Below are 21,799 nucleotides of genomic sequence, written 5' to 3'. Positions count from 1 at the left end.
CTGGATATAATATTAGACTTCCTGGATATCGATGGTCAGGAAGTTTTCACTTGCATAAGCGGCCGCCCCCAATGCAGCAGCATGGGTGGATAACTGGGAAAAATCAATTCTTAGATCCTTTTTGTGAGTGGAAAGCGCATGGACCAGCTTCTTCTTCAGCGGTTCCTCCAGCCACTTGGAAGAAGAGGCGAGACGGTTGCCGATGATCACCTGCTCAGGGTTGAAGATATTGATGATATTATTGATTCCTACCCCGATGTAGCCGCCGATCCCTTCGAAAATACGGATGACCCCGGCATCCCCGTTTTCAGCCAGTTCATTCAGGCTTTCAAGTGAAAGCTTCTGCCCATCCTCCGGCTGGATTTCATTCCTTGCTGCAGACTCGACCAATGCTTTTTCAGAAGCATAAAGCTCCCAGCAGCCCTGGTTGCCGCATCGGCATACAGGTCCGCCCTTTTCAATTGTCATATGGCCAAGCTCGCCGGAGAATCCATTATTTCCTTTATAAAGCTCTCCGTTTAAAATGAGGCCGACGCCGATACCGATGCCGATGCTTATATAGATGATATTATTGGCTTCCTGGCCGGCACCGAATTTTTTCTCACCATATGCTCCTGCATTGGCTTCGTTTTCAATCAGGATGGGAACATTGTACTTTTCTGTCATCACTGATTTCAGGTCGATATGCCGCCAATTCAGGTTGGGGGCAAGAAGGATTTCGCCTTCCGTGCTGACGGTGCCAGGCACGCCGATGCCGATTCCGACCAGCCCGTAACGGCTTTTAGGCATTGAACCGATCAGGGTATCGACAATGTTGAATAACTCTTCTTTGATTTCGTCATAAGTCAGGTCATTAAACTTAATCAGTTCCTCGCTGCAGACTTTACCCTGAAGGTCGGTCAGGATTCCAAGAATATAGTTGACGCCGATGTCAATGCCGATGGAATAGCCGGCAACCTGGTTGAAGAGCAGCATAACAGGCCTGCGCCCGCCGCTTGAAACACCTGGCCCTGATTCAAGGATCAGGCCTTCACTGAGCAGCTCGCTGACCTGGGAGGAGACGGTCCCTTTATTCAGTCCGGTCAGGTTGGCGATATCCGCCCTTGAAATAGGGGTGCATTCCTGGATGGTCTGCAGAACTAACGACTTATTGCCTTTTTTTACAACATGCTGGTTGTAGGTCTGGGTCAGCCTCATTTTTAAAAGCTCCATTTCGTTTTGTTTTCCTAAGTGTACCATTTTCATTTTATATTATAAACTTAGTTTATCCGCTAGACAAACATTCTTTGAGATGGTAATCTATGTTTAGTAACAAATCTCGGTTTCAAAATAAAGAATATTGGGGGTATTTAGTTTGAGAAAGAAGAAAGCGATTACAACAGTCTTTGCCATTTTTTCCTCCCTTGCCCTGATTACAGGCTGTTCAGGATCCGACGAAAAAGCGAGCGGCGGCTCCGGTGATGAGAAAACAATTGAATTCATGCACCTTTGGCCTGAAGGAAGCTCTAAGCTGCACAACGAAATTGTAAGCGGAATCATTGAGGATTTTGAGAGCGAGCACCCGGATGTGAAAGTGGACCTGGAAGTGCTGAGCAATGAGCAGTATAAAGATAAGCTGAAAGTATTATCCACTTCTAACCAATTGCCTGATGTAGGACTGACATGGGCTGCAGGATTCCTGGACCCTTATGTGAGCGGAAAGAAATTTGCCCCGCTGGATGAACTCCTTGATGGGGATCTGAAGGATAAATTTGTATCCGGCACAGCAGAAGCATATGAAGTTGATGGAAGCACATATGGACTGCCGCTTGAATTGAACATCGCGACAGTATTTTACAATAAAGCTATTTTTGAAGAATATGGGCTGGAAGCGCCTAAAACATATGAAGAGCTTAAGAATGTAGTAGAAACATTGGATAAAAACGGTGTAGCACCGATTGCACTTGGAAACAAAGACCGCTGGACCGGGTCACTATGGTATATGTATCTGGCTGACAGGATCGGCGGGGGAGATGTGCTGACAAAAGCGATCGACCGCAGCGGTTCATTTGAAGACCCTGCCCTGGTTTCAGCTGCTGAAAAGGTGCAGGAGCTCGTTGACATGAATGCGTTTGTTAAAGGATTCAACGGCCTTGCCGATGAAGAAGCGAAGAGCATGTTCATGAACGAACAGGCAGCTATGTACCTGATTGCGACATGGGATCTGCCGAATTACACAACCAATGAAGATGTTCCCCAGGAATTCAGGGATTCTGTCGGCTACTTCAACTTCCCGACCGTTGACGGAAAAGGGGATATGGACAGCTATGTAGGCGGTCCTGGAGTAGGATTATTCGTTGCGGAGGACTCTGATGTGAAGGAAGAAGCGAAAGAATTCGCCTCCTACTTCATTGAGCAGTGGGGAGAAAAGTCAGTGACGGATGCAGGCGTCATCCCGGCAACAAAAGTTGATGCTGCATCCCTTGACCTTCCTGATATGTATGTCGATGTCCTGGAAGACCTGAACTCTGCCAGCAATATCACGCTTTTTGCAGATGTACAGATGAGCGCAGATACCGCTCAGGTGCATTTGGATATGATTCAGTCACTATTTGGAAAAGAAGTGTCTCCTGAAGACTTTGCCAAGGCGCACGAAGAAGCGCTGTCCAAAGAATAAGGTTTCGCAGAACACTAGTAATCAACTAAAGAAAAGGACATACCCTTTGCCGGATTGTCCTTTTCATTTTTAAATATGGGGTTGAATGTGATGAATAAAGTAATGTCAAACAAGTGGATTATCGCATTATACGTTCTCCCTGCACTCCTTCTGATTGGTATCCTCATCTTCATCCCTCTGATCTTGACCGGTTATTACGGCCTGATGGACTGGGATGGCATCGGAGCTATGGAGTTCATAGGGCTGGAAAACTATATCAATGCCATCCAGGATGGAAAGTTCTGGGACAGTGCCTACCATTCTTTCCTGCTTGCCGTATTCTCAACGCTGAGCCTGGTTATTTATCTGGCCATTTCAATGATATTGGCATCCCGGATCAAAGGGGCAGATTTGCTTAGAAAAATCTATCTGATCCCGATGCTGCTGTCATCTGTTGCGATTGCACAGCTGTGGATCAAGGTGTTCAACCCGACCAACGGAATGCTCAACAGTATCCTGATGGCTATCGGGGTGGATGATCCCCCAGCATGGCTGGCAGAACCGTCAATCGTTCTTTATGCGATTTTTATCCCTATTTTGTGGCAATATGCAGGGTTTTACATTTTGATTTACTATGCAGCACTCAAGAACATACCGGAATCATTGGTTGAGGCAGCAAGGATCGATGGGGCCACACCGCTCCAGATCGCCTGGAAAATCAAGCTCCCATTGATCATGGGTGTTGTGAAAGTAACGATTGTGCTTGCTGTAGTCGGGTCACTGAAATACTTTGACCTGATTTATGTAATGACCGGCGGCGGCCCAAATGGCGCCAGCGAGGTTATGGCATCTTATATGTATAAACTGGCATTCGCAAGCAATGACTTCGGATACGGCAGCGCCATCGGCTTCCTGCTCCTGATCATTACGCTGATTGTGACAGTGATTGTGCGGAAGGCAACAGCTACTAAAGAAGAAATTCAATATTAAGCGAGGGTTGTACAATGAAACGAGCAGGTTACTTCATACTCTATCTTTGCCTGGCAATCGTAGCCATCTTTCAGGTCTTCCCGGTCATTTGGCTGTTTCTGTTTTCTTTGAAAAATAACCAGGAAATCTTCTCGAAATCCCCATTTTCGCTGCCAACTGAATTCAGGTGGGAAAATTACAGCAAAGTATGGGAAGGCGGCATTGGAATCTATTTCTGGAACAGCATCTGGATTACAGGCGTGGCCATCCTCTTGACCGTAATCCTGGCGAGCATGGCGACTTTTGCGATTACAAGGATGCAGTGGAAGCTGAGCAAATTGGTGCTTGGGCTATTCATGGTCGGGCTGATGATCCCGATCCATTCAGCGATCATTCCGCTGTTCAGCATGTTCTTAAATGTAAATCTGATCGACAATCCATGGTCCATCGTCATTACGTATACGGCTTATAATCTGCCGATTACGATGATGATCCTTCTCGGCTTTTATTACACTTTGCCAAGGGAAATTGAAGAGGCGGCCATCATGGACGGCTGTTCAGTCCACAGGATGTTTTTCAAAATCATCCTGCCTATGACGATCCCGATCATGTCGACCACTGTGATCATCAATATGATCTATAACTGGAATGAGTTTGTTTTCGTCAATACCTTTATCAGCTCTGATCAGTATAAAACCCTTACGGTCGGAATCCAGAATTTCATCGGCCAGTATATGACTGATTGGGGCGCAATCGGCGCAACACTCATCATCAGTGTGCTGCCGATCCTGCTGGCATTCCTTTTCTTCAGCAATAAAGTTGTTGAAGGAATCTCCTCAAGTGCAGTTAAAGGATAATAGAAAAAACACTTTCTCCCTCAATCAGGAGAAAGTGTTTTTTGTTTGGCCTGCTTCCGCTGGATTCTATTGAAGGCATGGAGGCAGAGCCACATGATGATAAAAGCTGCTGAACTGCCGCCGAATATAAAGGCAAGGGCCGGGGCCAGCTGAATGATAAAATAAAGCGAAGCAAGGCAGAGAATCATCAATACGGTGTGGAGCGGATTGACGAGCATGATCAGCAGGGCCTGTTTGATGAGCTGTCTGACATTCAAATCAAAATGCACAAATGCCGGAAAAAGATAAAGAAGAAACAGCAGAAAAAGCATCATGAACGCGAGCGATGGGATATAGGCCCAGGTGAGCACATCAAAACCGGCCTGGGTGGACCAAAGATTGAAGCTGGCCAGGAAGCCGATGATTATGATGATGAAGCCCAGGCGATTGCCCTTCCAGAAATCCTTTTTATAATATGAAAGGAAGCTGGGGAATAGGGGTGTGTCTGTTTTCCCCCTCAGCCAGTCCCTTGTGATGGCAAACATGGCAAGGGTGGAGGGAAAGAATCCAAAGAGGATGCCTCCTGCAAGAGTGAATAGTATCCATAAGAGATTCATATAAGCAAAACGGGTGATCCATTCAAATATCCGGTATAAAACGCTGCTTACCATGACTGAAGCCTCCAATTATCCTTAAGTAAAACCTATTATACTGGAATAAAAATCATTTCGCAGTATTATCAGTAATCTTTGTTTATTCAATAGACAAACAAATGAAATATTGATATAATTCTTTTGAAAGCATTTACATTTTTAAAAAAGATAATCTGAAAGAATCTGCTCAATAGATTCTAAAAGAACTTTATTATGATTCTGGGAGGAACGAAAAATGGCTTATTTTAACATTGAAAAGATTAAATATGAAGGTTCAGCATCAACCAATCCATTTGCGTTTAAATTTTATAACCCGGAGGAAAAAATAGGCGGTAAAACAATGGAAGAAATCCTGCGTTTTGGTGTAGCTTACTGGCATACCTTTACAATGGACGGCTCCGATCCGTTCGGAACAGGCACAATGCTGCGCTCTTGGGATAAGTACACCGGGATGGATCTGGCAAAAGCGCGCGTTGAAGCAGCCTTTGAATTTTTTGAAAAGCTGGATGTGCCATTCTTCTGCTTCCATGATGTCGATATTGCTCCAGAAGGAAGCAGCCTGAGAGAAACTAACCAAAATTTAGATATCATCGTCAGCATGATTAAAGATTATATGAAGGACAGCAAAACGAAGCTGCTTTGGAATACGGCGAATAACTTCACGAACCCGCGCTTTGTCCATGGCGCTGCAACTTCAAACAGCGCGGATATTTTCGCGTATGCGGCAGCAAAAATCAAGAAAGGCCTTGAGGTCGGAAAAGAACTGGGCGCTGAGAACTATGTGTTCTGGGGCGGCCGTGAAGGTTATGAAACTCTCTTAAACACAGACATGAAGCTTGAAATGGATAATCTTGGCCGCTTCATGCACATGGCCGTGGATTATGCGAAGGAAATCGGCTTTGACGCCCAGTTCCTGATCGAGCCGAAGCCAAAAGAGCCGACAACTCACCAATACGATTTCGATGTGGCGACAGGCTATGCATTCCTGCAGCATTACGGATTGCAGGACCACTTCAAGTTCAATATTGAAGCAAACCATGCAACATTGGCCGGCCATACGTTTGAACATGAGCTTCACTATGCACGTGTGAACAATATGCTTGGCTCTGTCGATGCCAACCAGGGTGATCCATTGCTTGGCTGGGATACAGATGAGTTCCCGACAGACTTGTATTCTACTACACTGGCAATGATCGAAATCCTCAAAAATGGCGGACTTGGCCGCGGCGGGCTCAACTTCGACGCGAAAGTGAGAAGGGGTTCATTCGAGCCTGAAGATCTGTTCCACGCCCATATCGCCGGAATGGACAGCTTCGCGGTTGGACTGAAGGTCGCACAGAAGCTGATTGATGACAAGGTGCTGGACAATGTGGTTGAAAACCGCTATAAGAGCTATACAGAAGGCATCGGCCTTGAGATCGTTGAAGGAAAGACAGACTTCCATAAGCTTGAGGAGCATGCATTGGGCTTGGCTGAAGTGAAGCACCAATCCGGCCGCCTCGAAAGCATCAAGGCAACGATCAATCAATATCTGTTAAGGGCTTATGCCGGCGAGTAACTCTTAGAGGGTAGGTGCACCAATGAAATATGTGATCGGCGTTGACTTAGGAACAAGCGCGGTAAAAATATTGCTGGTCGACCAGGAGGGGAATGTGGTCCAGGAGGTTTCCAAGGACTATTCCCTGATCCAGGAGAAGACCGGCTACAGCGAGCAGGATCCAAAAGAGTGGGTAAATCAGACAGCAGCAGGGCTGTCTGAACTGCTCCAAAAATTCGGCGGAAATCCGGAAGACATTGAGGGACTCAGTTTTTCCGGTCAGATGCACGGCCTTGTCCTTCTGGATGAGAACCGTGAAGTGCTTCGGAATGCCATCCTTTGGAATGATACAAGGACGACGGCACAGTGCCGTGAGATTTACAATCGTGTCGGCGAAGAGAGGCTGCTTGAGATTACGAAGAATCCGGCGCTGGAAGGTTTTACGTTGCCGAAACTGCTTTGGGTGAAAGAGCATGAGCCGGAGATCTATGAAAAGGCGAAAACCTTTGTCCTTCCGAAGGATTATGTAAGGTTCAAGCTGACAGGTGAGCTGCAGATGGAATATTCCGATGCAGCGGGGACTTTGCTATTGGACATTGCGAAAAAAGAATGGAGCAGAGAGATCTGCGATATTCTCGATATTGATGCTGAACTTTGCCCGCCATTGGTAGAATCCCATGAGCAGACAGGGAATATTACTTCCGAATTCGCAGCAGCAACCGGGCTTCCTGCATCTGTGCGGGTATTTGCCGGCGGTGCCGACAATGCCTGCGGAGCGATCGGCTCCGGTATCCTGGAGGATGGGAAAACCCTTTGCAGCATCGGTACCTCTGGTGTGGTCCTGTCTTATGAAAGCAGCAGCGATAAAGATTTCGGTGGAAAAGTCCATTATTTCAATCATGGGGCCGAGGATGTTTTTTACACAATGGGAGTGACTCTTGCAGCAGGCCACAGCCTGAGCTGGTTCCGGAATGTATTTGCCGCGGAAGAAAGCTTTGAGGAACTGCTGGCTGAAGCAGGAACGGTCCCTCCAGGATCGAACGGACTGCTGTTCACGCCTTACATATCCGGGGAGCGCACTCCGCATGCGGACGCAAGCATACGGGCAAGCTTCATCGGGATGGACAGCTCTCATGAACGCAAGGATTTCGTCCGTGCCGTTATGGAAGGGATCACTTTTTCGCTGAACGAATCTTTGGCTATCTTCCGAGGGAATGGCAAGAAGATCGATACCATCGTATCTACCGGCGGCGGCACGAAGAATGAAGACTGGCTGCAGATGCAGGCGGATATTTTCAACAGCAAAATTGTTAAGCTTTCGAGCGAGCAGGGTCCTGGCTTGGGTGCGGCTATGATTGCGGCTTATGGCAGCGGGTGGTTTTCTTCCCTGAAGGAGTGCGGCGATGCATTCCTGAAGGTCGAAAAAGAATTTGTCCCTGATGAAGGAAATGTGGAGATTTACCAAGAATTATTCCTTGTATACCAGGAAGTCTACGGGCAGACAAAAGCACTTAATGAAAAACTGCTGGCCTATCGAAAATAAACATAATGAAACCAGAAGGCTGCCTTGGAAGGATGCATCAATATGCAAAGTCCCGGGGCAGCCTTCAGGGTTTCTGTCTAAAAAGAAGGAGTTGGCGAAATGAAATATAATCAGCTGGGCAATACCGACCTGAAAGTAAGTGAACTGAGTTTCGGCACTTGGGCAATTGGCGGCTCATGGGGTAAGACAGATGACGGAGAAGCGCTTAAAGCCCTGGAACGGGCAATGGACGCGGGCGTCAATTTCTTTGATACAGCTGATGTGTATGGAGACGGGCATAGTGAGGAGCTTTTGGCGAAGGCCGCGAAAGGGAAGGAAGATTCCATCCATATCGCTACAAAATTCTGCCGCAGCGCTGATATTTATGATCCGGCAACCTATTCAATGGATAGTGTCCGTTCTTTTTGTGAAAACAGCTTGAAAAGGCTGGAGAGGGAGGCCATCGACCTTTATCAGATCCATTGTCCGCCTATGGAAATTCTTAAAGATGGCAGTGTTTTTGAAGTGCTTGAGCAGCTGAAGCAGGAAGGGAAGATCCGTTACTATGGCGTCAGTGTGGAAACGGTCGAGGAAGGGATCTTCTGCCTGGAGAATACAAAGGCAAGCGCGCTGCAGGTCATTTTCAACCTGTTAAGGCAAAAGCCGCTGGATGAGCTTTTTCCTATGGCTATGGAAAAGAAGGTGGGAATCCTTGCGCGTGTGCCGCTGGCCAGCGGGCTTCTTACAGGAAAGTTTTCGAAGGATACCACGTTCGAGCAGGATGACCACCGCAGCTTCAACCGCAACGGGGAAGCCTTCAATGTCGGCGAGACGTTCGGCGGACTTGATTTCGGGAAAGGCGTGGAGCTGAGCGAGCAGGTGAGGTGGATTGAAGAAGGCAGGGGAAGCATGGCAGGAGCAGCCATCAAGTGGATTCTTCAGCAGCAGGGGGTCACAACCGTTATTCCTGGCTTCAGGAATGTGAAACAGGTGGAGAGCAACCTCGAAGCACTGGAAGCAAAACCGTTCAGTGAAGAAGAGCTGCAGAGATTGAAGGACTTTTATCAGAAGGAAGTGCATGCCCATATCCGGGGCGTTTATTAATAGGTAAGGCCTCCAGCTCTGGCTGGAGGCCTTTTTTGTTTGGGGACAGGTTTGCTGTCCTGTTTTATAGCTTACATTACTTTAGAACGCTTTGTTTCGGCAGGCGCCTTCCACAGGCTTTCCATCTGCTCTAGGGATTTGCCTTTCGTTTCAGGCACATACTTCCAGACGAAAATGGCGGAAAGGACGCTCATCAGGCCATAAATGCCGTAGGTCATGCCGCCGCTGAATTCCATCATCATCGGGTAGGTGGAGGAGACCAGATAGTTGGCACCCCATTGGGCGGCAACCGCAATCGCCACAGCCTGTCCACGTATGCGGTTCGGGAAGATCTCGGAAATCAGCACCCAGCAGATCGGCCCCCAGGACATCATGAAGGAAGCGGTATACACGATGATGAATAAGAGCGTGCTGATGCCGATGATATTGGCAAAAGCAAGGCCCGCAACACCGAACATGCCGACTGCCATTCCGATCGAGCCGATGATGAGGAGCGGCTTGCGTCCCCATTTATCTACAGTCATGATGGCGATGACTGTGAAGACGACGTTGACCAGTCCCATGACGATTGTCTGCAGCATGGAAGCATCCTTTGCAGCGCCCATGCTTTCAAAAATGCGCGGAGCGTAATAGAGAGCCACATTGATGCCGACAAACTGCTGGAAAACGGATAGCAGGATGCCGATGACAATCACTTTTTTTCCAAAAGCAAAGGTGGACATTTTCTCAGCTGTTGTATTCATGGAACCCTTGATGTCGCTAAGAATCTGTTTGGCGCTTGCCGGGCCGTTGATTTTTGAAAGAATCCTCAATGCGCTTTCGTCCTGATTCTTCAGAGACAGATAGCGGGGTGTCTCCGGCACGAAGAAAAGGAAAATGAAGAACAGCAGGGCCGGGATGGCTTCAGAAAGGAACATAAACCTCCAGCCGGTTTCATTGATCCATTCCACTGATTGCCCACGGGCAATGCCCCAATTGACAAAATAAACAACAAGCATGCCGAAAATGATGGCAAATTGATTGAAAGAAACCAGCCGGCCCCTGATGGCTGCGGGGGCGATTTCCCCTATGTACATCGGCACGATGGCAGAAGCGAGTCCGACCCCGATGCCGCCGATGATGCGATATAGATTGAATGTCAGCAGAAGGCCGATAGTAGGTTCACCTGCTGAGAAGAAGAGAAACTCAGGGTAAGCAGAGCCAAGTGCTGATAAAAGGAATAATACGGCCGCAATGATCAGTGATTTTTTTCGGCCAAATGCAGAAGAAAAATAACCGGAAATAATGCCGCCGATAATGCAGCCGATCAGAGCGCTGGAGATGGTGGCTCCATGAATGAATGAGCTTAAGCCCAGGCTGTCCACCAGATAGGTCTGGATCGATTTTTCAGCCCCTGATATGACAGCTGTATCATAGCCAAAGAGCAGGCCGCCAAGAGTGGCAACGAGTGTGATAGAGAAGATGTAAAGCGAACCATTATGCTGTTTCGTCATGTGTGAAGGCAGTTTTCATTATACTGGAATGATAGTTAAACGCTTACATTGTTAGGGCGACTTTTGAAGCGTTTACATTTACCGGCATAAAATGAAAGGCACTGCCCATTCCCTCCCCTGCTGATAATTTTTTTACAATAATGAATAATTGAATTATAGCAGACTACATTAAGTTTGTCTAACGAATGAACTAAGTTTCGGGCCAAGGGGTCAGACCCCCTGGCCTACTCTCAAAACTGTGCCAAGGAACCAGGCCCCCTGGCCCACTCTCAAAACTGTGCCAAGGGACCTGACCCCCTGGCCCACTCTCAAAACTGTGCCAAGGGACCTGACCCCCTGGCCCACTCTCAAAACTGTGCCAAGGGACCCGACCCCCTGGCCCGTGAATTGACAGAAAAGCTGCAATAGTATTTAATGGATTCTGTGATAGCGGGCGGCATGTGATGCTGCTTGCTTTTTTAAATGACAAAAGGGCTGCATAAGTTAAATAAACTATTGAAATTGGGTAAAGGCTACTAACATGGAATAGTACGGAATTTGACTCCAATTGAAAGGAAGAACTAAGATCTATGACTGCTTCAGATGGTGCAAAAAACGTAATTTATACAGACTTGAGAGGAAAAGAGCTTCTATCGAATCCTTATTTGAATAAAGGCGTCGCTTTTACAAAGGAAGAGAGGGATGATCTGGGGCTTCAGGGCTTGCTGCCGACCCAGGTGCTGACTCTTGATGAACAGGCAACGCGTGCGTATGAGCAGTTCTCCAGAAGGACGAACAATATGTTCAAAAACGGAGTGCTCTATGACTTATATAATCGGAATGTCGTCCTGTTCTACCGTCTCCTCAGGGATCACTTGAACGAGATGCTTCCGATCATCTATACACCGACTGTCGGTGAGGCGATCCAGCGCTATTCCCATGAATACCACCGCCCGGGCGGACTCTATTTGACCATAGAAGATCCGGAGGAAATGGACAAAGCATTCGAAAACCTGAACAAGCCGCATGACGGAATTGATCTTATCGTTGTGACAGATTCTGAGAGCATCTTGGGCATCGGAGATCAGGGTGTCGGCGGCATCAACATCGCGATTGGAAAGCTGGCAGTTTACACAGCGGCAGCCGGTATTGATCCAAGCCGCGTGCTTCCGGTCGTGCTTGATGTAGGGACCAATAATGAGGACCTGATCAATGATCCTTTATATATCGGAAATAAATTTCCGCGCGTCCGCGGCGAACGCTATGAGCAGTTTGTCGACCAGTTTGTTGTAACGGCGCGCAAATTTTTCCCGAATGTCCTTCTTCACTGGGAAGATCTTGGCAATGTGAACGCACGGAACATCATGGAAAAGTACGGCAATGAAATCCTGACTTTCAATGATGATATCCAGGGAACAGGGGCTGTTACACTTGCTGCCGTCATGTCTGCCCTGAAGGTGACAGGCGGATCCTTGAAAGACCAGCGCATCCTTGTTTTTGGGCCTGGGGCGGCAGGCATCGGAAATGCGGACCAGATGGCAGAAACGATGATCCTTGAAGGCCTTGACCGTGAAGAAGCATATGACCGGTTCTGGGCATTTGACTATCGCGGACTGCTGACGGAAGAAACGCCTGATGTCCTGAAATTCCAGAAGCCTTATGTACGCAGTGCAGAGGAAGTCAAGGATTGGGAAAGAGACGGAGCGGACACGATTACATTATTGGAAGTGGTAAAGCGGGTCAAGCCGACGATTCTGATTGGCACCTCCGGCCAGGCCGGCGCCTTCACAGAGGAAATCGTAAGGGAGATGGCCAAGCACGTTGAAAGACCGATCATCATGCCAATGTCCAACCCGACACTCCTAGCTGAAGCAGTGCCTGAGGATCTTTTCAACTGGACAGGCGGCAAGGCGCTCATTGCCACAGGAAGCCCGTTTGCGAATGTAGAGTATAACGGCATCAGCAATGAAATCGGCCAGTCCAATAACGCATTTGTTTTCCCTGGCCTCGGCCTTGGAGCGATTGTCGCCAAAGCTGAAATCATTTCAAAAGGCATGTTCGCCGCTGCAGCCAATGCAGTTGCCGAGAAATCAGACAGCAGCACGCCTGGTGCTTCCCTGCTGCCGGCCATCACCAAACTGGCTGACGTCTCCAGGCATGTTGCCATCGAAGTAGCCAAGGCTGCCGTCCAGGAAGGCATTGCCAAAGCGGAGATCGACGATATTGAACAAGCTGTAGACGATGCTATGTGGAAGCCTGAATATAAACAAATTAAGAGTAAATAGTGGTACAAGGGGGACAGGTTTTGCTGTCCCTCTTTTTGTTTAGGACAGGTTTTTGGACGGAAGCAGGGCTCCCAGGGGCTGGATTGGGAAAGGGACAGGCACCCCTGTCCCTATTTTTAGACGGACAGTAAACCTGTCCCACTGTCCGAAGTGAAGTTGTTTGTAAGCTGCCCGCGGGTTCCTGGAACTCCTATAGATTGGTTGTCTGCTCTTCGTTTCCTGCACTTGCAGAATCCGAACCTTCATCACCGGCAGTGAGCGTGTCCCACGAATGGCTGCTGCCGCCCAGAACCGCCTCGCTGACAGGATGTGTATATCTGTTTCTCACCTCAAGCAGATCATCATGGCGGAAGAACAAGGTCGGTTCACTCATTTCATCAGCCAGTCTCTGTCCTGCAAAGGAAAGCTCAAGTTTTACTGCTTGAAGCTCCACATCACCGACGGCAAAGAAACGCAGAATGTCCCCGACACTTCCTCCAGTGTCTGGATCAAGGAACCCGAATGTCCTATTTCGGCAGCTGCCGGCTGGAATCACAAATACACTGTCTGGAAAAAGGATGGATTCCCCGGCTTCACTATCATCTAAAGAACAGACTTCAGCAAACAGCTGAATTCTGTAATCACGGTTTGTCGGATTAGAAATAGAAACTCTCACTACATCAGGCGGACCGCCGGCAGGATCTCCAGTAATCTGGCCAGGTATTTTCATAGGCCCGGTGGTCAAAATATTAAATCGCATTCATTTCACTCCCTTCATAATCAATATATGAAAAGCAGGAAGAGACGAATGGACAAACCTCCCGGAGCTGCAGACCATTTTGGGGCGGAGGAAAGTTCTTTGCCGGCGGGGCAGAAGCTTTGTTTTGTGCCGAAAAGACTGGACTTTTTTCCATTTGTTTGTAAGATAAAGAAAGAAGTTTATAAAGCAGAACTGCACTGCGACTTAAAGGGGAAGCGTATTTGAGAAAGTTTAATTCATATATGGATTTCAAACGTATGATCTATCTGTATATGATTCCTTTGATTCTGTTGGCGATGGTTAGTTATAATCTTATGGAAAATGACTCGGAAGACAATTTGGAAACATATCTGACAAGGATTTTGATAGCTTGGAATATCATCAGCTGGGCTGCTGTTTATAAAAGAAAGTTTTTGCGTGCTTTTGAGCTCGCCACTTTGGCGATCATCAGTGCTGCACATATAGCCATCATATATGATGGTGTCTTTAATTATATCGGAAAGGGGAAGGAAGGGGCATTTGGGGTCTCTGTCATCTGGGTTCCGGCAGTTATTTTGATTTTCTTCCTGATCTTAAAGGCAAAATGGGGGGCTGTTTATTCGCTTTTCATTTTTGTCATTATTTTCGCTTTTGGACTGATGAATCTCTCAAATGCCTCTGGCGACAGCCTTGAGTCACTGGCTCAGTTTTATGTGGCCTATCTTTTTTATATACTTGTTTTCTATATGGCCCTTCACCTGTTCAAGCTGTTTACAGAGCTCGAAAGCATGAAGAGGGTCGCCTATACTGACTCGCTTACCGGCATTGCAAACCGGCTTCGAATTGATGGGTGGCTTGAAGAATGGATAAAAAAGTCAGAAGGTTTTTCTGTGATCTTCTTTGATATCGACCATTTTAAATGTGTCAACGATACCTATGGCCATGATGCAGGTGATCTTGTCCTCAAACAGCTGGCATCACTCGTCAAACAACCATTGACAGGTGCTGAGCTTTTTGGGCGCTGGGGAGGGGAAGAGTTTATCATTCTTACCCCAAAGACAGGGGAAAGTGCAGCAAACCTGGCTGAGAAACTGAGAAAGGTGATTATGGAAAGCAGCTTCCCCCCGGCAGGGAATCAGACTGCCAGCTTTGGCGTTGCCCAGTATAAAAAAGGCGATACTGTAGATTCCCTTCTCTCAAGAGCTGACCAGGGACTTTATCAATCTAAACATGAGGGGCGGAACCGGGTGACGTTTGGGGATGAGGGACAGATTTAGTGTCCCTTTTTTGCTGCAGGGACAAGGTGCCGGTCTCTTCGTCCGGTGCCTTTTTTTTTATTATCATAGTTAGTAGAACATTGATGAGCAGTACCGTGCTTAAGCTTGGCTTAGATTTCTGTATAAAGACACTCCTCATTTTTTTCAAAAGTAAGAACTGTTTCATCAAACTCATTAAATAGCGCAATATAGCCTTTAGCGGTTTTTAATCCTAATCCTCTTAGTGTGATGGGGTGACCTTCTTGTGCTGCTTCAATCAAGTCTGCCCCCTCGACTGGACTGCCGGTGAAAGCAGAAGTCCCTTTTATCGCATTTTTTCGCCATTCAAGTCTTAAATCCCTGGATCCATACCATATTATACTTTCGTTTAAATCAATTGCATTCCAGCTTACAGCGATTTGATCTTTAAACGAACAAAACTCCAGCTGCTGTCCTCCTATTAGTAAGACGACTGGACAATCACTCCAAAATTCACCGCTCGAAACTTCGTGGACAGTCCACATTTCACATAGATTTTTATTAACCATGGATCTAAGGCGATTGCCGTGATTGTTTATGAATTCCAAAGAGTCTCCGTAGAAAACTGGCTTATAGTTTTTAATGCCAAGCATGAAGAAGCCTCCTGTTTTCAAATAGATGGATCATATTAACTTTAGCAGGAGACTCTGCTTTTTGAAATGCTAATATTTCTTGTTTTTTGGGCCAAGGGACCTGTCCCCCCGGCCTCACAAGGATTTGCCGATTGGAGTGGAGAATAGTAGAGTCAGGGACTTTGGAAAGGAGCGGGAGCGATGGCGGAGCAGAGTGTCATGGAGATTTATAAACAGAGCCTCGGAAAGTATACTTTGGAGCAGCTGAGGCAGATTCCGGCTGAGGGTGTGTGGTCTCTGGCGCAGATGTATGATCATGTGATTGTGGTGGCCGATGAGTATTTGGATGAAGCGGAAGCGTGCGCTAATGCTGAGCCTGTACAGGGCAGAGGGAAAACGGAATTTGGCGAAAAGCTGTTCAGGGAAGGAGGCTTCCCGCCTGTTAAAATCAGGCTGCCGGATGAGATGAACCAGCCGCCGGACAACTCAGGTACTTCAGCTTCTTTGCTCGAAAGACTTGAAAATCTGGAGAAGAGAATAGAAGTATCGAGGCAAACCCTGCATAAAATCCATCCAAGCCTAAAAAGAGAGCATGGAGGTTTCGGCTGGCTGAGCGCCAAGGAGTGGCACCAGCTGGCTGAAATGCATTTCCGGCATCATCTCCGGCAGAAAGGGGAGCTGGAGGAAAGGCTGGGAATTGAAGAGTATTAGTAGAAAGGAGCTGTCAGCAATGGAGAAACTTACATATGAAACAATAATAGCAAGATTTATAGAGATGGCGGAAAACAATGAAGGAATTCGGGCTGCGGTTATTGTGGGCTCGAGGGCAAGAACAGAGGTGCCGTCTGACGAGTATTCCGACCTTGATCTTGTGGCTATCGTGGAAAACCCGGCTGCTTTTCTTGATGATACAGACTGGCTGGGGAAAATAGGGAAGCATTATCTGACGTTCCTTGAGAATACTGCCGTTGGGGGAGGAAAGGAAAGAAGGGTCCTGTTTGAAGAGGGGCTTGATGTCGACTTTGCTTTTTTCCCGGTTTCCGCACTGCCGGAGCTTGAGCAGGATCCGGAGCCGCTTGGCGTTTTTGCAAAGGGTGTGAGGGTACTGTTCGACAAGGACGGCACCATTACAACCCTGATTCGTCAGGCTCCCCAAAAACTGCCTGCCCCTCAGATGCGTGGTTCAGAGGAGGTAGGGAATGTTATTCATGATTTCTGGTACCATGCTGTATTGGCTGCAAAGAAAATCAGGCGGGGGGAGCTGCTTGACGCAAAATCGATAGGTGACTCTTATATGAAGCATCTGCTCATGGAGCTGGTAAGGACGCAGTCCAGGCTTAATCACGGTCCTGCTTTTGACACCTGGCACGGCAACCGCTTTTTTGAAAAATGGGCCGATCCTGAGACCGTGGCTGCCTATAAAAACCTTTATGGAGTTTATGAAGAAGAGGATGTCTGGAGAGCCCTGCATAATACGATGAGCTTTTTCAGAGAAACTGCCAAAGATGTCTGTGTAATAATGAATCTCCATTATCCTGAAGAAGGGATGCATATGCGGCAGGGCTGGTGGAGTCTCTTTATAGCCAAGAGCAGCGGCCAGTGTGAGGCTCGATAATTATCCTCTATAACTTGTCCGCAATATAGACAGAAGGAGTATTGAAGGCAGTATCCTCCGTACCATCATTGGTTTCCATATAACTGAAAAACAAATTCATCACAACAAACAAAACAATGACCAAAGCCAAAACACCAACAAAGATGAATACGGCTACTTTTTTTCCAGACATCAGGTATCCTCCTTTTCCTTATTTTACGTATTATATCACAATGTTCCGCCATTTTGTGGTATACTGATATCCAACTAAGTGCGAAAGGAATGATGGGTGGACGATGGATAACTGATCTTATTTTTTCTCGATTGAAATAGCATATTTCAATTCACACAAAAAATAGGATTAGTCTGCCCATTTTTCACTTATACATCATTCAGCCATTATGATAATGGTTTATTTGCTGATGCAAAGGTACGGCTAATCCTTCCAATTCAATTGGGAGGATTTTTTTGGTTCTCCCTTAAAGAGAGGGATGAGAGTATGAAGGAAATGTTGAAGCTGAATGGCCTTAGCTATGAAATTATGGATATGAGCCTGTTTGAAGGGGTGAATAGCAGTGTCCGGCAGGGAGAAGTGATCGGCATCATCGGGAAAAATGGAGCCGGAAAATCCACTCTGCTGCAGCTGATTACTGGTGAGAGGCAGCCTTCCAGCGGGCAGATTCAGTGGGTCGGACCAGAAGCGGAGATCCTGATGATAGAGCAGGAAACAGAATCTTATATATCCGGGCAGCAATCTCCATTGGAAATTAAGCTGCTGGAAAAATGGCAGGTTCCTGCTGTGGGCTATGTGCGGATGAGCGGCGGGGAAAAACTGAAGGCCCGTCTCGCAAAAGGCTTTGCGGCAGATGCAGGCCTTCTGCTCCTTGATGAGCCGACCAACCATCTGGATGAGCAGAGCATGGAAATTTTAAAGGAACAGATTGCAGCCTATAAAGGGACAATCATCCTCGTCTCCCATGACCGCCACTTTTTGGATGCTGCGGTTTCTAAAATCTGGTCGATCGAGGATAAGCAGCTGATTGAGCATAAAGGGAATTATTCCAGTTATATGGAGGTCCGGAAGCAGAAAAGGCTAGCACAGCAGCGGGAATATGAAAAGCAGCAGAAAATGGTCGAGCAGATCGAGGGGCAGCTGAATGAGCTAAGCGCATGGGCAAACACCGGCCATGCTAAATCGACAAAAGAGGAAGGCTTCAAGGAATATCACCGCGTGAAGGCGAAGCGCCTTGATTCACAGGTGAAATCCAAACGGAAGCGGCTGGAAAAGGAGCTGGAAAAATCAAAGGCAGCTCCTGTCGCGCCTGAACATGAGGTCTGCTTTTCGATTTCGGCAAACACAAAGCGGGGCAAGCGGTTTTTAGAAGTGAAGGATCTTGCAAAATCATTTGATGGGCGCAGGCTGTTTGAAGGGGCGCATTTTACCGTCCAGCATGGCGAAAGAGTGGCCATAACAGGGCCGAACGGCAGCGGGAAGACGACTTTCCTGAAAATAATCATGGGGAAGGAAACAGCAGAGGGAGAGGTCTGGATGTCGCCGGCCGCCAGTGTCGGCTACTTGACGCAGGAAGTATTCGATCTGCCCCTCGAAAAGGCGCCGGAGGAGATTTTTTACCGGGAAACGTTTGTTGAAAGAGGTAAGGTTCAAACCTTGATGAAGCATCTCGGCTTCTCGGCATCGCAGTGGAAGGAGCCAATCAGAAATATGAGCATGGGCGAGCGCGTCAAGTGCAAGCTGATGGAGTATATACTGGAGGAAAAAGATGTGCTGATTCTCGATGAGCCGACCAACCATCTTGACCTGCCGTCGCGCGAACAGCTTGAAGAAACCCTGTCAGCATATCCAGGGACACTTCTGGCCGTGTCGCACGACCGCTATTTTCTTGAGAAAATAACCAGCAGCAAGCTCGTGATTGCAGGCGGAACTATTCAAAGGCAATTCGGCCAGGAACCGGAAACAAGAGATGACCTGGAGGAGCTAAGGATGAGGCTTGAAACTGAAAGGCAGGAAGTGCTGGGGAAGCTCAGCTTTATGACGCCGAAAGGCAAAGAATATCAGGAGCTGGACCGGAAATTTAATGAACTCAGCAGGCGGATAAGGGAGCTTGGTGGGCTGAGGCAGGCTGCCAGGGACGGATATTAGCAACTTTCCGGATATATTAGCAAGTTTTTGATTTTATTAGCAACTTTTCCCATATATTAGCAACTCTCGTTATTTATTAGCAGCTTCCCAGATATATTAGCAACTCGCCTTTTCAAAAGTTCAAATCAAAAGGAGCCCTGCCGCCGCAGCAGGGCTCCTTCCTGTTGTATTCACACCCCCGGCCTACAGCACTTTACCAAGGAAAGCCTTAGTCCGTTCATGCTTGGGATTGCCGAATAATTCGCCTGGGACATCTTCTTCGACGATATATCCGCCGTCCATAAAGATGACGCGGTCCCCGACTTCACGGGCAAATCCCATTTCGTGAGTGACGACGACCATGGTCATGCCTTCTTGCGCAAGGTCCTTCATAACCTCAAGGACTTCCCCAATCATTTCAGGATCAAGGGCAGAGGTAGGTTCATCGAACAGCATCACCTTTGGTTCCATGGCAAGTGCCCTGGCAATGGCAACACGCTGCTTCTGCCCGCCGGATAATTCGCCGGGATAGCTGTCTGCTTTTTCCTCAAGACCTACTTTTCTAAGAAGCTCGAGGGCTTTCTTTTTTGCAGCTTCTTTGTCGATGCCCTTCGTTTTCATAGGGGCCAGCGTAATATTCTGCAGCACTGTTTTATGAGGGAAGAGGTTGAAGTGCTGAAACACCATCCCGACTTCCTGGCGGATTTTATTAATGTTGATTTTTGGGTCGGTTATGTCATTTCCATTCACAATGACATGGCCATCCGTGATTTCCTCGAGTTTATTCAGGCACCGCAGGAAGGTGCTCTTTCCCGAGCCTGATGGGCCGACGACACAGACCACTTCCTGCTCTTTGACCTCTGTGCTGATATCTTTCAATACTTCGAGTTCGCCGAATGATTTTTTCAGATTATTGACTTGGATTACGCTCATCGCAGCTGATATCTCCTTTCAATAAAGTCACCGAGCTTGGTGAGCAGGTAGATCAGGATGAAATACATGAGCGCGACCATGCCCCATATTTTAAAAGGTTCATAGGTCGCTGATACGACGACTTGCCCTCTTTGAGTCAGTTCGGCGATTCCGATGACCGACAGGAGGGAGGTGTCTTTCAGGCTGATGATCGCCTGGTTCACAAATGTCGGCAGCATCCTTCTCAAAGCCTGGGGCAGGATGATGTAGCGCATGGTCTGCGTACTGGTCAGCCCCAGTGTCCGGGCAGCTTCTGTCTGCCCTTTATCGATGGACTGGATGCCGGCCCGGACGATTTCAGCTATATAGGCGCCTGCATTGATGGCAACGCCGACAATACCTGCCGTAACAGGCTCAAGCGAAATGAACGAAAGTGAATTCAATCCAAAGTAAATAAAAAATAATTGAACGAGGAAAGGTGTTCCCCGTACTAAGTTGATGAACCAAATGGCGATCCACCTTAAAGGCGGTATCGGGGAAAGGCGGAAAAGTGCGGTGATCAGCCCGATGATGAATCCAAACAGCAGACCGAGTACGGTAATATATGCAGTCAGTTTTAGCCCGGCCCATAAGACGGGAAGGGCTTCCATGAAAATGTCCAAATCGCTGCTCCTCTCTTTCTCGAAAAAGACAGCGCGCTTTTGGGGAGCGCGCTGAGCAAATTCTTACTCTTCCAGATAGCGGCCTAAAATCTCATCATATGTGCCGTTATCTTTTATCTTCTGGAGGCCGCTGTTGATTTTTTCAAGCAGCTCCTGGTTCTCGCCTTTTTTTACACCGATGCCGTACTGGTCGCCGGTCAGGCGGTCCCCGACGGTTTTCAGGTCAAGGCCGCTTGTTTTGATGGCATATGCAATAACCGGATAGTCTTCAATCAGCACGTCTGCGTTCCCATTGGCCACTTCTTGGAACATGGACGGGCTGTCATTGAATTGGCGGACTTCTTTTATGCCGGCTTCTTCTTTAATCTCCTCGGCATGCTCCGCGCCTGTTGTCCCATTCTTAACGGCGACCACTTTCCCTTTTAAATCGTCTATACTGGTAATGTCGCTGTTATCTTCTGATACAACAAGGGTCAGCCCGGCATCAAAATACGGGTCTGAAAAATCGACTTTTTCTTTGCGGTCATCTGTGATGCTCATGCCAGCGATGGCTACATCAAGCTGGTCAGCCAGGATGGCCGGGATGATGCCGCCAAAATCCATAGGCTTCAATTCAATTTCAAAGCCTTCTTCCTCTGCAATGGCATTGATGATATCAATATCAATCCCTTTATACTCGCCGCCTTCTTCAAACTCGAACGGAGGATAGGTTGTATCCGTCCCAACCGTGTAGGTTTTGCTTCCGTCATCACCGGAGCCGTCTCCATCACCGCTGCTGTCTGCATCATCTGAGCCGCACGCAGCCAGGATCAGCATCACTATCATTAAAAAGCTGAATAATTGTATTTTTTTCATCTAACCCCTCCGAATCTATTGTTTGATAATTCCCTACA

Annotated in this window: 20 protein-coding genes; 11 read left to right on the top strand and 9 right to left on the bottom strand. The window is 47.6% G+C overall.

Annotation, left to right across the window (positions count from 1 at the left end):
* Positions 1 to 12: 12 nt before the first annotated feature.
* A complete protein-coding gene (locus FZD51_RS10450) occupies positions 13 to 1,212 on the bottom strand; it encodes an ROK family transcriptional regulator (protein WP_148974715.1) in 1,200 nt (399 codons plus the stop codon).
* A 142-nt stretch (positions 1,213 to 1,354) separates the two neighbouring features.
* Between FZD51_RS10450 and FZD51_RS10445 the strand changes: the two genes are divergently transcribed.
* The 3 genes from FZD51_RS10445 to FZD51_RS10435 all read left to right on the top strand — a co-directional run bounded on the left by FZD51_RS10445 (position 1,355) and on the right by FZD51_RS10435 (position 4,461).
* Positions 1,355 to 2,656, top strand: a complete 1,302-nt coding sequence (locus tag FZD51_RS10445) for an extracellular solute-binding protein (protein WP_148974714.1) — start codon at positions 1,355 to 1,357, stop codon at positions 2,654 to 2,656.
* A gap of 90 nt (positions 2,657 to 2,746) precedes the next feature.
* Positions 2,747 to 3,625 carry a carbohydrate ABC transporter permease gene (locus tag FZD51_RS10440; RefSeq protein ID WP_148974713.1) on the top strand — a complete coding sequence of 293 codons (879 nt, stop codon included), beginning with the start codon at positions 2,747 to 2,749 and terminating at the stop codon, positions 3,623 to 3,625.
* A gap of 14 nt (positions 3,626 to 3,639) precedes the next feature.
* Complete coding sequence (locus FZD51_RS10435) at positions 3,640 to 4,461, top strand: carbohydrate ABC transporter permease (protein ID WP_009791896.1); 822 nt, start codon at positions 3,640 to 3,642, stop codon at positions 4,459 to 4,461.
* 20 nt (positions 4,462 to 4,481) lie between these two features.
* Here FZD51_RS10435 and FZD51_RS10430 read toward each other — a convergent pair whose 3' ends face one another.
* Positions 4,482 to 5,111, bottom strand: coding sequence for a YesL family protein (locus tag FZD51_RS10430; protein WP_148974712.1), 630 nt, complete (start codon positions 5,109 to 5,111; stop codon positions 4,482 to 4,484).
* A 217-nt stretch (positions 5,112 to 5,328) separates the two neighbouring features.
* On the opposite strand from FZD51_RS10430, the gene xylA reads away from it, so the two are divergent.
* The 3 genes from xylA (at position 5,329) to FZD51_RS10415 (ending at position 9,256) form a co-directional block, all read left to right on the top strand.
* Complete coding sequence (gene xylA / locus FZD51_RS10425) at positions 5,329 to 6,651, top strand: xylose isomerase (RefSeq protein WP_148974711.1); 1,323 nt, start codon at positions 5,329 to 5,331, stop codon at positions 6,649 to 6,651.
* A 22-nt stretch (positions 6,652 to 6,673) separates the two neighbouring features.
* Entirely contained in the window at positions 6,674 to 8,173 is a 1,500-nt protein-coding gene (gene xylB / locus FZD51_RS10420) for a xylulokinase (protein ID WP_148974710.1), read from the top strand.
* 99 nt (positions 8,174 to 8,272) lie between these two features.
* Positions 8,273 to 9,256: an aldo/keto reductase gene (locus tag FZD51_RS10415; protein ID WP_148974709.1), complete on the top strand. Its 984-nt coding sequence runs from the start codon at positions 8,273 to 8,275 to the stop codon at positions 9,254 to 9,256.
* 71 nt (positions 9,257 to 9,327) lie between these two features.
* On the opposite strand, the gene xylE is transcribed toward FZD51_RS10415, so the two are convergent.
* Positions 9,328 to 10,749 (bottom strand): D-xylose transporter XylE, encoded by a 1,422-nt coding sequence (xylE, locus tag FZD51_RS10410; protein ID WP_148974708.1) that lies wholly within the window; start codon positions 10,747 to 10,749, stop codon positions 9,328 to 9,330.
* A 569-nt stretch (positions 10,750 to 11,318) separates the two neighbouring features.
* Here xylE and FZD51_RS10405 point away from each other — a divergent pair.
* Positions 11,319 to 13,013 (top strand): NAD-dependent malic enzyme, encoded by a 1,695-nt coding sequence (locus FZD51_RS10405; protein ID WP_148974707.1) that lies wholly within the window; start codon positions 11,319 to 11,321, stop codon positions 13,011 to 13,013.
* Positions 13,014 to 13,203: 190 nt separating this feature from the next.
* On the opposite strand, the gene FZD51_RS10400 is transcribed toward FZD51_RS10405, so the two are convergent.
* Positions 13,204 to 13,752, bottom strand: coding sequence for a hypothetical protein (locus FZD51_RS10400; RefSeq protein WP_148974706.1), 549 nt, complete (start codon positions 13,750 to 13,752; stop codon positions 13,204 to 13,206).
* 221 nt (positions 13,753 to 13,973) lie between these two features.
* On the opposite strand from FZD51_RS10400, the gene FZD51_RS10395 reads away from it, so the two are divergent.
* A complete protein-coding gene (locus tag FZD51_RS10395; RefSeq protein WP_148974705.1) occupies positions 13,974 to 15,008 on the top strand; it encodes a GGDEF domain-containing protein in 1,035 nt (344 codons plus the stop codon).
* Positions 15,009 to 15,118: 110 nt separating this feature from the next.
* On the opposite strand, the gene FZD51_RS10390 is transcribed toward FZD51_RS10395, so the two are convergent.
* Entirely contained in the window at positions 15,119 to 15,619 is a 501-nt protein-coding gene (locus FZD51_RS10390) for a hypothetical protein (protein WP_148974704.1), read from the bottom strand.
* A gap of 180 nt (positions 15,620 to 15,799) precedes the next feature.
* Between FZD51_RS10390 and FZD51_RS10385 the strand changes: the two genes are divergently transcribed.
* Complete coding sequence (locus FZD51_RS10385; RefSeq protein ID WP_148974703.1) at positions 15,800 to 16,309, top strand: DinB family protein; 510 nt, start codon at positions 15,800 to 15,802, stop codon at positions 16,307 to 16,309.
* Positions 16,310 to 16,328: 19 nt separating this feature from the next.
* A complete protein-coding gene (locus tag FZD51_RS10380) occupies positions 16,329 to 17,213 on the top strand; it encodes an aminoglycoside 6-adenylyltransferase (RefSeq protein ID WP_262380857.1) in 885 nt (294 codons plus the stop codon).
* A 7-nt stretch (positions 17,214 to 17,220) separates the two neighbouring features.
* On the opposite strand, the gene FZD51_RS26125 is transcribed toward FZD51_RS10380, so the two are convergent.
* On the bottom strand, positions 17,221 to 17,385 hold the full coding sequence (locus tag FZD51_RS26125; protein ID WP_187445704.1) for a hypothetical protein: 165 nt from the start codon (positions 17,383 to 17,385) through the stop codon (positions 17,221 to 17,223).
* A 306-nt stretch (positions 17,386 to 17,691) separates the two neighbouring features.
* Between FZD51_RS26125 and abc-f the strand changes: the two genes are divergently transcribed.
* Positions 17,692 to 19,353 carry a ribosomal protection-like ABC-F family protein gene (gene abc-f / locus FZD51_RS10375; RefSeq protein WP_148974702.1) on the top strand — a complete coding sequence of 554 codons (1,662 nt, stop codon included), beginning with the start codon at positions 17,692 to 17,694 and terminating at the stop codon, positions 19,351 to 19,353.
* Positions 19,354 to 19,536: 183 nt separating this feature from the next.
* Here the strand turns inward: abc-f and FZD51_RS10370 are convergent, their stop codons facing one another.
* From FZD51_RS10370 to FZD51_RS10360, 3 genes are all read right to left on the bottom strand, one after another.
* On the bottom strand, positions 19,537 to 20,265 hold the full coding sequence (locus FZD51_RS10370; protein WP_148974701.1) for an amino acid ABC transporter ATP-binding protein: 729 nt from the start codon (positions 20,263 to 20,265) through the stop codon (positions 19,537 to 19,539).
* Positions 20,262 to 20,906, bottom strand: a complete 645-nt coding sequence (locus FZD51_RS10365; protein ID WP_420886227.1) for an amino acid ABC transporter permease — start codon at positions 20,904 to 20,906, stop codon at positions 20,262 to 20,264. The genes FZD51_RS10370 and FZD51_RS10365 overlap by 4 nt, the downstream gene beginning before the upstream one ends.
* 63 nt (positions 20,907 to 20,969) lie before the next feature.
* Positions 20,970 to 21,761 (bottom strand): transporter substrate-binding domain-containing protein, encoded by a 792-nt coding sequence (locus FZD51_RS10360; protein WP_148974700.1) that lies wholly within the window; start codon positions 21,759 to 21,761, stop codon positions 20,970 to 20,972.
* Positions 21,762 to 21,799: the final 38 nt, after the last annotated feature.

This window comes from Bacillus infantis (genome assembly GCF_008180445.1).
GTDB lineage: Bacteria > Bacillota > Bacilli > Bacillales > Cytobacillaceae > Bacillus_AB > Bacillus_AB infantis_B.
This window is presented reverse-complemented; position numbering and strand designations above follow the sequence as displayed.